Annotated in this window: 15 protein-coding genes; 11 read left to right on the top strand and 4 right to left on the bottom strand. The window is 38.9% G+C overall.

Going from position 1 to position 14,104, the window contains the following annotated elements:
• Nucleotides 1–367: 367 nt before the first annotated feature.
• Together recF and yaaA are read right to left on the bottom strand one after the other, a co-directional pair.
• Nucleotides 368–1,462 (bottom strand): DNA replication/repair protein RecF, encoded by a 1,095-nt coding sequence (gene recF / locus I1A59_RS07950; RefSeq protein WP_196092245.1) that lies wholly within the window; start codon nucleotides 1,460–1,462, stop codon nucleotides 368–370.
• A gap of 2 nt (nucleotides 1,463–1,464) precedes the next feature.
• Nucleotides 1,465–1,818, bottom strand: coding sequence for a S4 domain-containing protein YaaA (yaaA, locus tag I1A59_RS07955; protein WP_196092246.1), 354 nt, complete (start codon nucleotides 1,816–1,818; stop codon nucleotides 1,465–1,467).
• Nucleotides 1,819–1,940: 122 nt separating this feature from the next.
• Here yaaA and I1A59_RS07960 point away from each other — a divergent pair, with 122 nt between their 5' ends.
• The 8 genes from I1A59_RS07960 to I1A59_RS07995 all read left to right on the top strand — a co-directional run bounded on the left by I1A59_RS07960 (nucleotide 1,941) and on the right by I1A59_RS07995 (nucleotide 9,143).
• Nucleotides 1,941–3,197, top strand: a complete 1,257-nt coding sequence (locus I1A59_RS07960; protein WP_196092247.1) for a pitrilysin family protein — start codon at nucleotides 1,941–1,943, stop codon at nucleotides 3,195–3,197.
• Nucleotides 3,194–4,459 carry a pitrilysin family protein gene (locus I1A59_RS07965; RefSeq protein ID WP_196092248.1) on the top strand — a complete coding sequence of 422 codons (1,266 nt, stop codon included), beginning with the start codon at nucleotides 3,194–3,196 and terminating at the stop codon, nucleotides 4,457–4,459. The genes I1A59_RS07960 and I1A59_RS07965 overlap by 4 nt, the downstream gene beginning before the upstream one ends.
• An 18-nt stretch (nucleotides 4,460–4,477) precedes the next feature.
• Complete coding sequence (locus tag I1A59_RS07970; protein WP_196092249.1) at nucleotides 4,478–5,368, top strand: helix-turn-helix domain-containing protein; 891 nt, start codon at nucleotides 4,478–4,480, stop codon at nucleotides 5,366–5,368.
• Nucleotides 5,369–5,378: 10 nt separating this feature from the next.
• Nucleotides 5,379–5,918: a CDP-diacylglycerol--glycerol-3-phosphate 3-phosphatidyltransferase gene (gene pgsA / locus I1A59_RS07975; protein ID WP_196092250.1), complete on the top strand. Its 540-nt coding sequence runs from the start codon at nucleotides 5,379–5,381 to the stop codon at nucleotides 5,916–5,918.
• On the top strand, nucleotides 5,915–6,748 hold the full coding sequence (locus I1A59_RS07980; protein ID WP_196092251.1) for an energy-coupling factor transporter ATPase: 834 nt from the start codon (nucleotides 5,915–5,917) through the stop codon (nucleotides 6,746–6,748). Before pgsA ends, I1A59_RS07980 begins: the two co-directional genes overlap by 4 nt.
• Nucleotides 6,724–7,563, top strand: coding sequence for an energy-coupling factor transporter ATPase (locus I1A59_RS07985; RefSeq protein WP_196092252.1), 840 nt, complete (start codon nucleotides 6,724–6,726; stop codon nucleotides 7,561–7,563). Before I1A59_RS07980 ends, I1A59_RS07985 begins: the two co-directional genes overlap by 25 nt.
• Nucleotides 7,556–8,350, top strand: a complete 795-nt coding sequence (locus I1A59_RS07990; RefSeq protein WP_196092253.1) for an energy-coupling factor transporter transmembrane protein EcfT — start codon at nucleotides 7,556–7,558, stop codon at nucleotides 8,348–8,350. The genes I1A59_RS07985 and I1A59_RS07990 overlap by 8 nt, the downstream gene beginning before the upstream one ends.
• Before the next feature lie 115 nt (nucleotides 8,351–8,465).
• On the top strand, nucleotides 8,466–9,143 hold the full coding sequence (locus tag I1A59_RS07995) for a peptidoglycan-binding protein (protein WP_196092254.1): 678 nt from the start codon (nucleotides 8,466–8,468) through the stop codon (nucleotides 9,141–9,143).
• A 548-nt stretch (nucleotides 9,144–9,691) separates the two neighbouring features.
• Here the strand turns inward: I1A59_RS07995 and I1A59_RS08000 are convergent.
• Nucleotides 9,692–10,315, bottom strand: a complete 624-nt coding sequence (locus I1A59_RS08000; RefSeq protein ID WP_196092255.1) for an HAD hydrolase-like protein — start codon at nucleotides 10,313–10,315, stop codon at nucleotides 9,692–9,694.
• Nucleotides 10,316–10,473: 158 nt separating this feature from the next.
• Between I1A59_RS08000 and I1A59_RS08005 the strand changes: the two genes are divergently transcribed.
• Both I1A59_RS08005 and I1A59_RS08010 read left to right on the top strand, forming a co-directional pair.
• Complete coding sequence (locus tag I1A59_RS08005; protein WP_196092256.1) at nucleotides 10,474–11,250, top strand: LysM peptidoglycan-binding domain-containing protein; 777 nt, start codon at nucleotides 10,474–10,476, stop codon at nucleotides 11,248–11,250.
• 190 nt (nucleotides 11,251–11,440) lie between these two features.
• The gene (locus tag I1A59_RS08010) at nucleotides 11,441–13,162 is read left to right on the top strand and encodes an IS1634 family transposase (protein WP_196092257.1); all 1,722 of its coding nucleotides are present in this window, start codon (nucleotides 11,441–11,443) and stop codon (nucleotides 13,160–13,162) included.
• A gap of 41 nt (nucleotides 13,163–13,203) precedes the next feature.
• On the opposite strand, the gene I1A59_RS08015 is transcribed toward I1A59_RS08010, so the two are convergent.
• Nucleotides 13,204–13,452 carry a helix-turn-helix domain-containing protein gene (locus I1A59_RS08015; RefSeq protein ID WP_196092258.1) on the bottom strand — a complete coding sequence of 83 codons (249 nt, stop codon included), beginning with the start codon at nucleotides 13,450–13,452 and terminating at the stop codon, nucleotides 13,204–13,206.
• 153 nt (nucleotides 13,453–13,605) lie between these two features.
• Here I1A59_RS08015 and I1A59_RS08020 point away from each other — a divergent pair.
• Nucleotides 13,606–14,104 (top strand): transposase (locus tag I1A59_RS08020; RefSeq protein ID WP_196092259.1); only part of this gene is annotated, 499 nt, incomplete at its 3' end.

The following is a 14,104-nucleotide window of genomic DNA, read 5'->3' on the forward strand; positions in this document are numbered from 1 at the left end:
TGGTGCTAATATTAAATAAAGCTGCTGTTTCTTTACGTGTATGTCCCTCTTTAACATATTCAAGGACACGTTTTCTAAAATCAATTCCGTATGCCATAAAAATAGTATATCACATACAGTTTATAATATAAAAGACTATAAAAGGCTTAAAAAACCCTTATTTGGCATGCACAAAAAGACCACTTTCGAAACTCCTATGTAGATTTGGACTTTCAAAACCGGTCTTATTTTAGGTTCTAGGTCTTAACTTAATGACATTGGTAATCTAGCCTGTTTTTTTAAGGTCTTGTTCGACAACCACTAACATTTATAGAGAAAGCAACAATTGACCGTAGATTTATAAATATTACTTGGCAGTGTTGGGGTATTATTCTGGCTTAATTGTGCTATTATGAATATTATAAATCTGTAAATCAACTTGTAAATCCTGTAAATGATCAAGTGAAGTTGTTGTCAAGAATGTCTGGATATCTCCACTAATTGCTTCTAGTAGGCGTGTCTGCCTCTGATTATCCAATTCACTCATAACATCATCCAACAAGAGAATCGGACTCTCTCTGGTAACATCTTTGATAAGTTGAATTTCTGCTAATTTCAGTGATAGAATCAAACTTCTTTGCTGGCCCTGACTTCCAAACTTAGCATCCATTTCATTGAGAAAAAAACGAACATCGTCTCGATGCGGACCAACACTGGTGGTTCTCTTTTTGATATCCTTTTGTCTTTTTTCTTGCAAGGCATCAATCAAGTTTTTGACAAGATATTGTAAATCTGACTGTAAATCGATAGAGCTTTCATATTGAATTGTTAAAAATTCTCGATCATGGGATAGATGTTCTTGTTGAGTTCTAGCAACAGCTTCTAAATTAGATAAAAACTGAAGTCGATGTTGGATGACTCTAGCTCCGTATTGTGCTAGTTGTTCATCAAGGACGTCAAGGTAGTTGCTGTCCATAGACTGTCCGGATTTCAGGTAAGTATTGCGCTGTTTTAAGATATGTTGGTATTGAGAAAGTTCTGCTAGATAAGTGGGTTTAATTTGTCCCAAATCCATGTCTATAAACTTCCTTCTCAATGAGGGTGAGCCTTTAACCAGTTGTAGATCCTCAGGAGCAAAGAGGACAACATTCATATGTCCGATGTAATTGGACAGTTTAGCTTGTTTTAGGTGATTGACTTTGGTCATTCGTCCCTTGCTTGTCCAAGTTATTTCCAGAGGAAGGGTTCCTGTCAATTTTGATAAAAGTCCCTGCAAACGAAAATTATCGGTATCGAATTGTGTCAATTCTTTGTCAAGTCGTGTCCGGTGACTTCTAGTGAGGGCCAAAAAGTAGATGGCCTCTAGAAGGTTTGTTTTTCCTTGGGCATTTTGACCCAGAAAGACTGTAAGTCCAGGTGTAAATTGAAGTTTTACATCTGTGTAATTTCGGAATTGATGGATTTCCAGTTCTTTTAACCACATGATTACCTACCAGGAAACCGAATAGGTTTCCTTTTTGATTTTTCTTTATGTGAAGTTTGTTTTTTATTTAATTCCTTGACAAGTTTAGCAACACGTTCTTTTTCTGCAAGAGCTTCGCGGTGTTCTAAAATCTCTTCTTGGTTAGGAGTCACTAACTGAATTTTTATTTCTAAATTGGGAATTTGAATCTGATCTTGTAGGTAGAGTTTTTTACCTCGTCGGCTTTCTTCATTTCCATTTAGAAATACTTGATTTTCAGCTAAAAAAGCCTTCACAGCACCCCCACTATGGATAATTCCTAAGTCTTTTAAAAGGGCTTGTAATGTAATAAATTCATCAAATAATTTGTAGTCCATAATATACCTCTGGGGCTATTATAGCATACTCAATCTATTCTTGCTTTCCGGTGTGGAAAGTATGTTTTTATTGGGATTAGTGGTATAATGAAATCCTATATAGATTAAATTTCGAGGTGAATATGAAACTAGTTGACGGTGTACATTTACATGTCACAAATAGTCAAAAATTTAAAAGCAATGTTATCAAGATTCGCTTTACCTCCTCTCTGTCACGCTATTCTGTTTCAGCGAGGGCTATCGTCGCCTCCATTTTAGAAACAGCCAATAAAACTTATCCACGCTTGAAGGATTTACAAAGGCATTTGGCTTCTCTATATGGGGCTGAGTTGTCAACTTCGATTCACACAATTGGGAATTTACATATAGTTGACATTGATTTACTATTTGTGAAAGATCGTTATTTAAGTAAGAAGCAGTTTTTATTAGAAAATATCTTTGAATTGATCCACTCTGTTCTTTTCCAACCTTTGGTCGAGGATGAGGGATTCAATGAGAGCCTCTTTCTTACGGAACAACAGAATTTAATGGATTTGGTTGAAAAGGAAAGGGAGAACGATTTTAGCTTAGCTAAAGCTGAATCAATCAAGAGTTTTTATGGAAACCATCCCGACTGGTCTCTTAGCCAATACGGGACCAAGGATTTGCTAAATTCTGAAACTGCCCAGTCAGTTTATCGAGAATTTCAACGGATGTTACAATATGACCGGATTGATTTCCTATTCTTTGGAGAGTTTTCAGAATCTGCTGTTCGAGATCGAATCCAAACCTGGAGATTTGAACCAAGGAAAGATCTGGTAAATCTGCAACATTATCAACCAGAGAACAGTATAGTTCGAGAAAATTTCCAAAAAGCCTTGGGTCAACAATCTGTTTTGGATCTAGCTTACCATACCCCTGTTTTTCGTGATGAAAGTAGTTATCCTGCTTTGGTTTTGTTAAATGCGCTATTAGGACAATTCCCTCATTCTTTTTTATTCCGAAAAATCCGAGAAGAAGAAGGTCTAGCCTATACGGTCGGAAGCCAACTCCATATATTCTCTCATCTCTTCAGGATGTATATCGGTTTTGAAAAATCAAAGCGGAATCAGATTTTCAAACTAATTCGACAAGAGGTGAATCGGTTACGGCGTGGAATAATCAGCGAGGAGCAGGTATCTATGAGTAAAAAAATGCTCCTGAATTTGATGACTCAAATTGAAGATTCACCGATGGCTTCAGTGGAGCGTATGTATCAGACGTCGATGTTTGGAGCTGCTTATTCGATTGATGGATCATTCAAAAAAGCTATCGAAGCTGTGACGACAAAAGAAATCCAAGCTGTGGCTAGAAGTCTTCAGCTTCAATCCATGACATTTTTGGAAGGGAGTAATCTATGAAAGCAATAGAAGAAAAACGTTTTTCCAGTATTGATGAAAGCTTGTTTACCTATCGTTTTTCCAATGGCTTTACACTACGAATGCTCCCCAAAAAAGATTTCAAGGAACATGCTGGGTTACTAACTGTCAACTTTGGAAGTTTAGATAATCAAGCGCAAAGCTTATCTGGAATCGCTCATTTTTTAGAACACAAGATATTTGAAACCGATAGTGGGGATGATTTTTTACTTAAGTTTACAGAGTCTGCAACGGATAGTAATGCATTTACAGGGTACGGTTACACAGGCTACACTTTTTCTTCTAGTCAAGAGATTATTGAGAATTCACGATTGTTAATTGACATGCTATCCTCTTTTACAACGAGTGAAGATGCTGTTAATAAAGAGAGAGACATTATCCGCCAGGAGTTGGAAATGTACAAATCAGATCCTGATCAAGTCTTGTTTACAGAAACTTTAGCAAGGATGTATCCTAAGACGGCTTTGGCTCAAGAGATTGTGGGGACTGAAGATTCCCTAGCTCGTATTCAGTTAATGGATTTACAAAAGGCTTACAACACTTATTACAGAGCTGACAACATGGATCTGTTTTTAATTGGAGATTTTCAACCTGAATTTATCGTTGAGAATTTAGAAGTGTCTGTTTCGAAATTGACAAATCCGACGGATCTTCTTCCTCCTCGTCTTCCAATAAAGCGTGAATCTGTTATTACAGGTCAGTCTATTCGAATGGATATTTCAAAAGCAAAATTGGCGATTGGTTTACGAGGAAGTCAATCTTTACAAGGACAAGATGTATTTGTTTATAAGATTAAGTTACAACTCTTTTTTTCCATGTTGTTAGGATGGACATCCCAACGCTATCAGGATCTATTGGATTTGGGAAAGATTGATTATTCCTTTCAATTAGAAGTTGAGGTCCAGGAAGCCTATCACCATGTATTGTTTTTCCTGGATACGGATGAACCTGTTTCGTTGTCTCATCAATTGCGAACTATTGTTAGAAGGTTTCAACAATCTCGTGACCTATCTGAAGATCATTTGGATTTGTTGAAAAATGAAATGTATGGAGACTTCATCAGACAGTTGGATAACTATGATTTTATCCTTACTAATTATATGGTAGGAAAGGAGGGGGTGAATCTTTTTGACCTTCCTGCCATTCTTCCCTCCCTTCATCTAGTTGATGTTCTCGAAGTTGGACGTGAATTTATTGAGAACTGTGACATGATGGATTTCACTGTATTACCGAATTATACCTAGAAAGAGAAGGACCTTGATATGAGAAAAGTTACTATTGGTGAAGTGCTGCGATTAGAGCGAATTCATCAGGGAAAAAAATTAAGTCAAATCCAGAAAGCTACGGACATTCAATTAGAATATTTGGAAGCTTTAGAAAAAAATGACTTTGACCAGATGCCCAGTCCCTTCTATGCCCGCTCCTTTATTAAAAAGTATGCCTGGGAATTAGGGCTCGACGATAAAATTCTATTGGCAGCTTATGAAAATGGCTCTATGGTGGCTTACGATGAAATTGAAGTTGATGAAGATAAGGGACGAACCACTCGCATCGAACGCCGTAAAATAAAATCTTATCTACCCGTCTTTTATTTTGTACTCATATCACTGGGAATTCTTGGGTCAGTAGGGTACTTTGTTTGGAATTACTCTACTAACCATGTCTCAGAAACACCGATTACCAGCTCCAGTTCCAGTTCCAGTCAATCAGAGGAAGGAACGAATCAGTCTGAAGAACAAGATGAGGACTTAACAATTAGCGTGTCTACTTACGATGGTATTACCTATGTAACAGCCTCTGGTGTTAATAAGCCTATCGATTTAAAATTGAGTCGACTTCGGAATGGCAGTTCTTGGATTTCGGTCTCTGAAACGGAAGTGGCAAACGGTGTGACTTTGAACAATGCCAATCCAAGCTTTGAAGCAGAGTTGGTAACAAACTATGAATTCTATATTGGATTAGGTAATCCCACTGCGGTTGAAATGACCTTAAATGGGCAAAAAGTGCCACTTGACGATCTTCCTGCAGAGCCGATTACTCTGGTATTGCGCACCAGTTCACAGATGACTTCGTCAAGTGAAAATAGTGGCAACACAGTAGAGCAAGAGACTAACGTCACCGAAGCTAGTCTTGAGAATGACAGCTTAGAATAGAGAGATAGCAATGAAAAAAGAAAATATCCCTAATTTACTTACCTTGATACGGATCGCCATGATCCCTCTATTTATTCTTTTACTTAGTTTGCCAGATCGGTCAGACCTGCACTGGCTAGCGGCTCTTATTTTTGCAGTGGCCAGTTTCACTGACTACTTAGATGGTTATTTGGCCAGAAAGTGGCAAGTTGTTTCAAATTTTGGGAAGTTCGCAGACCCAATGGCGGATAAATTACTGGTAATGTCTGCCTTTATCTTGTTAGTAGGTCTAGATTTCATTCCTGCCTGGATTGTGGCTCTGATTGTCTGCCGTGAATTAGCCGTAACGGGCTTGCGCCTACTCCTTGTTGAACAAGGGGGGACTGTTTTGGCCGCAGCCATGCCAGGGAAAATTAAAACCTTCTCTCAAATGTTTGCCATTATTTTCTATCTTCTCCATTTTCACCTATTAGCTGACATAACACTCTATATCGCTTTATTCTTTACGCTTTACTCTGGATACGACTACTTCAAAGGCGCGTCCTTCTTGTTTAAGGATACATTTAAATGAAAAAAAAGAAAATCGAAGTTCGTAAACTCAGCTTCCGTTACCAAAAAGACAATGAACACCCTACCCTGAATCAGGTTGAGTTTCACGTGAAACAAGGAGAATGGATGTCGATTGTCGGACATAATGGGAGTGGCAAATCCACCCTTGTACGACTGATAGATGGACTTCTAGAAGCAGATGAAGGCCAAATTATCATAAATGGAGAACCTCTGACAGCAGAAAACATTTGGGAAAAAAGACAGCAAGTAGGTATTGTTTTTCAAAATCCAGATAATCAGTTTGTAGGAGCAACTGTAGAGGATGACGTAGCTTTCGCCTTGGAAAATAATCAAGTTCCAAGAGAAGAAATGCAAAATCGTGTAGAAGCAGCCCTGAAAGCCGTGAATATGTGGGAGTTTCGTGAACGGGAACCTGCACGACTATCCGGAGGACAGAAGCAGCGTGTTGCCATTGCAGGTGTACTGGCCCTACAACCCGAAATTATCCTCCTCGATGAGGTCACTAGCATGTTAGATCCAGAAGGTCGCCAGGAATTAATGGAGACTATTTCTCATATTCGGAAGCAAGAGGATTTAACGATAGTTTCTGTTACCCACGACTTAGAAGAGGTGACACTTAGTGACCGAGTCTTGGTGATGAAAAACGGACAGGTGGAATCTATCCAGACACCAGGAGAACTCTTTCAACGTCCAGGTTTAGAAGCACTGGGTTTAGATGTCCCTTTTTCCAGTCAACTTCTAAAAGAGCTGGATTTGGGGCCAAATAGCCCGACATATTTATCAGAAAAAGAATTGCAGGATTATCTATGGGAATTAGAGTTTCCAACGTAAGTTATAGTTACCAAGCAGGGACACCTTTTGAAGGACCAGCTTTATTTGATATTGATTTAGACATTGTTGAGGATCAATACACTGCAATCATTGGGCACACTGGAAGTGGTAAGTCAACGCTTCTACAATTGTTAAATGGTTTGTTACTCCCAACTAAAGGTCACTTACAAGTGGGCACATTGATTTTGGAAGCCGGTCGTAAACAGAAGGATATTAAGCAGGTTCGGAAAAAAATCGGATTGGTTTTCCAATTTCCTGAAAGCCAATTGTTTGAAGAAACTGTGTTAAAAGATGTTGCTTTTGGTCCACAAAATTTTGGTATATCCCAGGAGGAAGCTGATCGAATTGCTAGAGAAAAGTTATCAATGGTTGGCATTCAGCCTGAGTTCTTTGAACGAAGTCCCTTTGAGCTTTCTGGTGGTCAAATGCGTCGTGTCGCCTTGGCAGGGATTTTAGCCATGGAGCCTGAAATTTTGGTTCTAGATGAGCCGACAGCAGGACTTGATCCAGCAGGACGTAAAGAATTTATGCAGTTGTTTTCTGATTTGCATGCCCAGGGAATTGGAATAATCTTGGTGACTCACCTGATGGATGACGTGGCTAATTATGCCGACTATGTGTATCTTCTTTCAAAGGGGCGATTGGAAGCTCAAGGGGTTCCTAGTGAATTATTTCAAGATGTGGAAAGGATGGAAAGGCTACACTTAGGTCTTCCCAAAATTACTCGCTTTGCCTTAGCATTGAGAGAACGTGGATACCCTTTTGATCGGTTGCCAACAACTTTGAAGGAATTTAAGGAGGTTTTCCATGGATAAGTTGATTCTAGGTCGGTATATTCCAGGCTCCTCCTTTATTCACCGTCTAGATCCAAGGGCTAAACTTTTGGGAATGTTTGCCTTTGTTCTGATGATTTTCTGGGCTAACAATTTTGTTACAAATGTTCTTGTTTTGTTAGTGACGGCTTGTCTTTTATTATTATCAGGTTTACCTTTGAAAGTTTATTGGGACGGCTTGAAACCTATGTGGTTTCTGATTATATTTACAATTTCTTTCCAACTATTTACTCTAAACTCTGGCGCCCCCCTACTTCAATGGGGATGGTTGACAATAACTGACAAAGGATTGATTCAGGCTGCGATTATTTTTATTCGGTTCTTGACAATTGTATTGTGGTCTACAGTCTTAACCTTGACAACAATGCCCCTTACCTTGGCGAGAGCGATCGAATCCTTACTGAAACCCTTAAAAGTGGTTCGTTTTCCGGTACAAGAAGTTGGTTTAATGTTGTCAATGAGTTTACGATTTATTCCTACGTTGATGGATGATACTGTAAAGGTTATGAACGCACAGAGAGCGCGTGGTGTTGACTTTGGGGAGGGAAATCTTCTTGAAAAGGCTAAATCATTTATTCCGATCTTAATTCCTCTCTTTGCTTCGAGCTTTAAACGGGCGGATGCTTTGGCGACTGCCATGGAGGCACGTGGTTATCAGGTTGGTGCTGACCGTACAAGTTATCGTAAACTTACTTGGAAATCAGCAGATAGCTTGTCAATCTTTTTACTCTTCTGTCTAGCTCTGGCTTTGTTTTTCCTTAAAAATTAGCATTTATTACAGAAAAACGCTGTAAATATCATCTCCTTGTAACAAACGTTACCTTTTCTATAAAAAAGAGTAATAAACACTTTGTATGATAGGGATAGATAAAAAGGAGATAAGAATGCGTAAAGAACAAAAACAAAAGTATAGAAACTTTGGAATTCTAATAGCTGCATCAGCCCTTGTAATCGGAGGGACTGTACTAGCAGAAAACTATACTGGAAGTAAAGAAACAGCATCTTCAACAATCGAAAAGAAAGAAACAGTATCTTCAAGTACTGTTTACAAAGCTTCATCTTCTCAAGTGAAATCATCATCTAAGAGAGAAGTAAAAGTACAAGAGGAAACAGCAACTAATGCAGAGTCAAAAGTTGCAACTGAAGTTGAACTTTTGAAAGCGAATCCTTCAAGCAATTCTACAGAGACTACTCAAGTAACTGCATTGGTCGATACAGCGGAAAATCATACTTATACAGCTCCAGCAAGCTTACCAGTTGCTCAAGTAAACTCCTCAACTACAGCAGCGGGTTCAATTGTTCTGGCCAATGGAAATACTGCTGGTGAACACGGACAATACGCAGCTGCTCGCATGGCAGAATTAACGGGTGTTTCAGCTGCAACATGGGAAAATATTATTGCTCGTGAATCAAACGGAGATATCTATGCAGCTAATGCTTCGGGTGCAAGTGGACTTTTCCAAACCATGCCAGGTTGGGGTTCAACAGCCAGTGTTGAAGATCAAATTCAAGCTGCCTACAATGCTTATAGCAATCAAGGACTTGCTGCTTGGGGTTATTAATATACAAATTATAGAAAAAGAACGCCTAGAGATTTGGGGCTCAGGCGTTTTTCCGTATACTTATGACCATTTTAAAATCTGATTGTGTTCATCCTCTTCTCCAATCTTTGTCGGATTGATGGCTAGCTACGCTTGCTTATACTCATTGGATTTCAAAATCTGACTTTGTCAAGCCTCTTTGATGAATGTTATCATCAGTTTCCTCGTCATTTTTTTGAAATTCTGCGAGTATTCAGATTTTGAAATTAGTTAAGTATTAATGGGATATAACTGAGGCTGGGCAAAAAGTATCAGTATCGAACTTTTATTTAGCAAAAACTCTTTGACGCAGTGGTTGATTCGCTTAAACAGCTAAAAGGCTGTTTGAGTTAATAGATGGGAGAGCGAAGCAAATAACAACTGTTCGCCTTTTATTGAGAGAACAGTTCGTGTTCTCTTATCCAGAAACTCAAGAAGTCATTTCTTGACTCTTTGACCTCCAAAAAGAACCTAATCAACGGAGTTCTTTCCCACTTCTAGTCTTTTCAGATTTTGAACTGTTACGGGTATTATTTAAAAAATGAGGCTAAGTCCTGTGTTTTAGATAGTAAAACTTGTGCACCGTTTTCGGTTAGTGAATCGGTGGTACCATAGCCCCATTCAACTCCGATGCTACCAATTTCTAAATCACGGCCAGCTGCCATATCAAAGAGGGTATCTCCAATGATAAAACTTTGTTCTTTAGGGGATTCTGCGACTTCTAAGCCTCGTTTGAGGACATCGATTTTATCGTGGGAATCTGGAAGTGCTCCAAAAATTTCCTGAAAATAAGATTGGAATCCAAAATGTTGGACCATAACTTGAGCCATAGGTTGATTTTTACTAGTGGTAATCGCTAAATAGTGTCCTTGCTCCTTTAAAGCCTGGAGAGCTTTCTTTATCCCAGGGTATGGGGTGGCCTGGTAAACTCCCTTTTCTTTATAGTAACTTCGAAATAGGCCAATAGCTTCTTCTACTTTATCTTCAGGAAGATAGAAGGCAAAGGATCGTTCGAGAGGTGGTCCAATTAGGGTGTCTAACTCTGAATCCTGAGGAACAGGAAGATTCAGAGTTGTGAAAGCATATCGAAAGGCCGCTTTAATTCCTGGACCACTATCAACTAAGGTTCCATCTAAATCAAAAAATAAAAACATAAATTCTCCTTTACAATAAGTATACCATAAGGAAAAAGACTAGGAATGTAAAGAACCTAACCAATCTCCTTCACAGAACTGTAAAACTACTCCGAATATTGCTATCTTTCCGTAATATTACTGGGATAGAATAAGGTCATATAAGAAAGGAACTTTACATGAAACGAAAGAATTATTATCTACTAACAGGTTTGGCAACTCTTCTCATAGCCGCTTCTGCAAGCGCTACGTCGGCTGATTCCTATACTGTAAAATCTGGAGATACCTTATCAAAAATTGCAGCAGAAAGACAAACAACTGTTGACAGTATTGTAAAGCTAAATAATATTAAAAATCCGAATGTGATTCACATTGGTCAAGTATTGGAGTTAACAACAGGGACTCCGAATGCTGCAAGCGAGCAAATTGTATCAGAAGAAACAACTGTCAATCAACCGCAAGATGCTGTCGTGCTAGAAGCAAGTTCTGAACAAGGAAACACTTCTCAAGCAGTTGTTCAAAGCCAAGAGATATCAGAAACTCAGCAAGAAATTATCAATGAAACTGTCAAGAGTCCAGAAGATTCAGCAGCTGTTACTTCATCAGCATCACAAACACCGAAAGTTGAGAATGCTCCATCAAGTTCTGAACCAGATCCGGTTGCAGCATCTGAGCCAGAAACACCAGCACCAGTTCAAGAACAATCCACAGCAACTGCATCAAGCTTGTCAAGTGATGAGCAAGCAGCCAAGGAGTGGATTGCTCAAAAAGAATCTAGTGGGAGCTATACCGCACAAAATGGAATTTACTATGGTCGGTACCAACTAACCCTTTCCTATTTAAATGGAGACCTTTCTCCAGAAAACCAGGAGAGGGTAGCAGATGACTATGTAAAAAATCGCTATGGTTCTTGGGTACAAGCCCATCAATTTTGGTTAGCCAACGGATGGTATTAATAGCCCTGTGTTATCTCCACTGAACACAAAAATTATTCAGTGGAGGATTTTTGTGTTTCGTGTTATAATCCCGAGTTTATCACTTTGTGTTGTAAGCAATCCAGTTCAACCGCTTGATAGAACTGGATTTTTGCAACATTTTTTGCACAAAACTCTTGTTGTATACGGTTGTGTATGATATAATAGAAATATGGCTTTTATTAAAACGACTACTAACAAAGAAGGTCGGACTCACGTTTATCTTGTTGAAGGATATCGTAAGGACGGGAAAGTAAAACAAAGAATACTTCATAAATACGGTCTGCTTGATGAAATGGAGGAAAGCGAACCAGGTATCTTGGATCGACTGAAGAAGGAGGCTAAAGCTGGCCTTTTAAATCCAGAAAAAACTATCCAAGTTACCTATGATCTACTTGCTCCCATGAATGAACCAGACAAATCTTATGGCTGGATGGTATTCGATGACATTTTTGAAGAGTTACGGCTTCCCAATTTTATGAAGCAGCTAAAAACAAATGCCAAATTCGATTTGATAAAAACATTAAAACTCCTTGTCTTCCAACGGATTTTAAAACCAGACAGTAAGTTAGCGACTTTTGAATCTCAAGAGGAATTATTTGGAGATTGGGACATTAACCTAAATGCAGTTTATCGCCTACTTGATAAGTTAAACGATATTAAGGAGGATATCCAACTCCATCTTCATCAAGAAATCAGTCGCCTAACCAATCGGGAAGGACGCCTTGTATTTTACGATGTGACTAACTACTATTTTGAAACCGATATTCCTGACGAAGAAGAAATCTCTGAAGATGGGGAGGTTCTCAAGGTTGGCCTGCGTAGACGAGGTCCAAGCAAAGAACATCGACCTAAGCCAATCGTTCAACTAGGTCTCTTTAGGGATACAAACGGCATTCCCATTAGCTACAAGCTCTTTCGGGGAAATCAAACAAATCCAGTCACCTATCTCCCAGCAGTTGAGGAAGTGAAAAAACAATTTGGAATTGAGAGAATTGTCGTTGTAGCGGATAAGGCCATGAATAGTAAAACCAATGTTTCTGCCATGTTAGAGCAAGGGGACGGCTGGCTCTTCTCACAGAAACATCGTGGAAAAAGAGGGGCTCCAAAGGATATCCAAGAACAGATTTTAAATTCAGAGGACTGGCACTTTAATGCGGAAGCCACATTCGCTAAGAAATCTTATATTCGAGAACGTAGGCTAGGTACAGGCAAGAACTCTCCAGTCGTTAAAGAAAAAGTTTTGATAACCTGGAATGAAAAATATGCGAGGCGCGAACAAATTCGTAGAGACGGTGCTCTTGAATACGCCAGTAAATTAACCAACGCGGAACTTTTTCGTCAGACGAGTAAGAAGGGTGGTAAGAAATATCTTGATTTATCCTATGTCGATGAGGAAACAGGTGAAATTAAGCCTTTCTCTCCACTGATTCGAATTGACCAAGAACAGGTCGATTTTGATGCTCAGTTTGATGGAATCAATGTGATTGTCACCAGTGAGACAGAGATGTCGGACGAAGCCATTCTTGATTCCTACAAGCAGCTCGGGAAAATCGAAGATTGCTTTAGAGTCACGAAGACCGAATTAGAGAGTCGACCAGTTTATGTCTGGACGGAGGAACACATAGAAGCCCACTTCTTAATTTGTTTTATAGCCCTAATTTTCATTCGGTTACTTCAATACAGAACAGACTGGGCAATGAGTCCAGAAAGAATGATTCGGGCCTTGAATAGTGCCAAAGCAACCCGTTTACAAGATGATTACTACAGACTTCAAGAGAGTCCGGATATGCAGGAGTTAAATAAGCTTCTTGGACTTGACTGGACAAAGGGAGTTGTGAAGTTCGAGGAATTAAGAAATTATGCTAGAGGTTCATATACAACACGAAAATAATTAAAAAAGATAGCCAAACTCCTTGTCCCCCAAGGGTTTAGCTATCTTTTGTCTTTTTTAAAGTGATAAACTCGGGCAATGGGGATGGTATGTTTTGGTTTTTTAGAACGGTTTCCATGTACGAAGCCAGCCTTTCCTTTTTCGTGATAGACTTTAAGAAGTCTATTTACATGGCGTACGGATATTCCTAATTTTACGGCTGCTCGTTTTTTATTCTTGTATCCATCAGCTACTTGCTTGATCACTTGATATTTTTTATCTTCAGACATTGTTAAACCCAAATTATTCATACCTAACTTAAAAACCTTCCAGAAACCGTGTTGATCACAGGGTTTCTGGAAGGTTCTGCTTTTCACCCATTGGGTGAAACATTCGACTAGACAAAAAAGGATTTCCCCTTTATGATATAAGTGCATAGAACAACAAAAAGAAAGGAAATCCACATGTTCAGTCTATCAAATAATAATGCTAAAAACAAGAATTTTTCTTTTGAGGGAGGAAATCTTACGAATTATTGCGGACTGATTCTCTTTAAAGAATTGTTTGAGGTCTTGAAGCTGGCTGAGTTAATTTCCAAATATTTAGTCACTAATGATCAACGCCATTCCCCTCTTTACTCAGACACAATGATTGTTATCCAACTCATTTTTCAAATTCTAGCGGGTCATGATACAGACTATGCCTGTCAAGAATTGAAAGATGATGCTTATTTCTATCAGCTGCTAGAGTCGAAACAAGTAGCCTCTCAATCAACCCTGTCACGTTTCTTTTCACGTGCAACGGAAGAAACTGTTGAGGCTTTAAGACAGCTTAATTTTGAACTAATCCAACTCTTTTTACAATTTCATCAGTTGGATAATCTTATCATTGATGTCGATTCAACTCATTTTACAACTTATGGGAAGCAAGAAGGTTCGGATTACAATGCCCATTACCGTGCTA

This window comes from Streptococcus sp. NLN76, assembly GCF_015686645.1.
GTDB lineage: Bacteria > Bacillota > Bacilli > Lactobacillales > Streptococcaceae > Streptococcus.

What these genes read in the sequence shown, in the direction of transcription:
- recF (WP_196092245.1), bottom strand. Translation starts at nt 1,462, where the DNA reads ATGTGGTTAAAAGAACTGGAAATCCATCAATTCCGAAATTACACAGAT.
- yaaA (WP_196092246.1), bottom strand. Translation starts at nt 1,818, where the DNA reads ATGGACTACAAATTATTTGATGAATTTATTACATTACAAGCCCTTTTA.
- I1A59_RS07960 (WP_196092247.1), top strand. Translation starts at nt 1,941, where the DNA reads ATGAAACTAGTTGACGGTGTACATTTACATGTCACAAATAGTCAAAAA.
- I1A59_RS07965 (WP_196092248.1), top strand. Translation starts at nt 3,194, where the DNA reads ATGAAAGCAATAGAAGAAAAACGTTTTTCCAGTATTGATGAAAGCTTG.
- I1A59_RS07970 (WP_196092249.1), top strand. Translation starts at nt 4,478, where the DNA reads ATGAGAAAAGTTACTATTGGTGAAGTGCTGCGATTAGAGCGAATTCAT.
- pgsA (WP_196092250.1), top strand. Translation starts at nt 5,379, where the DNA reads ATGAAAAAAGAAAATATCCCTAATTTACTTACCTTGATACGGATCGCC.
- I1A59_RS07980 (WP_196092251.1), top strand. Translation starts at nt 5,915, where the DNA reads ATGAAAAAAAAGAAAATCGAAGTTCGTAAACTCAGCTTCCGTTACCAA.
- I1A59_RS07985 (WP_196092252.1), top strand. Translation starts at nt 6,724, where the DNA reads ATGGGAATTAGAGTTTCCAACGTAAGTTATAGTTACCAAGCAGGGACA.
- I1A59_RS07990 (WP_196092253.1), top strand. Translation starts at nt 7,556, where the DNA reads ATGGATAAGTTGATTCTAGGTCGGTATATTCCAGGCTCCTCCTTTATT.
- I1A59_RS07995 (WP_196092254.1), top strand. Translation starts at nt 8,466, where the DNA reads ATGCGTAAAGAACAAAAACAAAAGTATAGAAACTTTGGAATTCTAATA.
- I1A59_RS08000 (WP_196092255.1), bottom strand. Translation starts at nt 10,315, where the DNA reads ATGTTTTTATTTTTTGATTTAGATGGAACCTTAGTTGATAGTGGTCCA.
- I1A59_RS08005 (WP_196092256.1), top strand. Translation starts at nt 10,474, where the DNA reads ATGAAACGAAAGAATTATTATCTACTAACAGGTTTGGCAACTCTTCTC.
- I1A59_RS08010 (WP_196092257.1), top strand. Translation starts at nt 11,441, where the DNA reads ATGGCTTTTATTAAAACGACTACTAACAAAGAAGGTCGGACTCACGTT.
- I1A59_RS08015 (WP_196092258.1), bottom strand. Translation starts at nt 13,452, where the DNA reads ATGAATAATTTGGGTTTAACAATGTCTGAAGATAAAAAATATCAAGTG.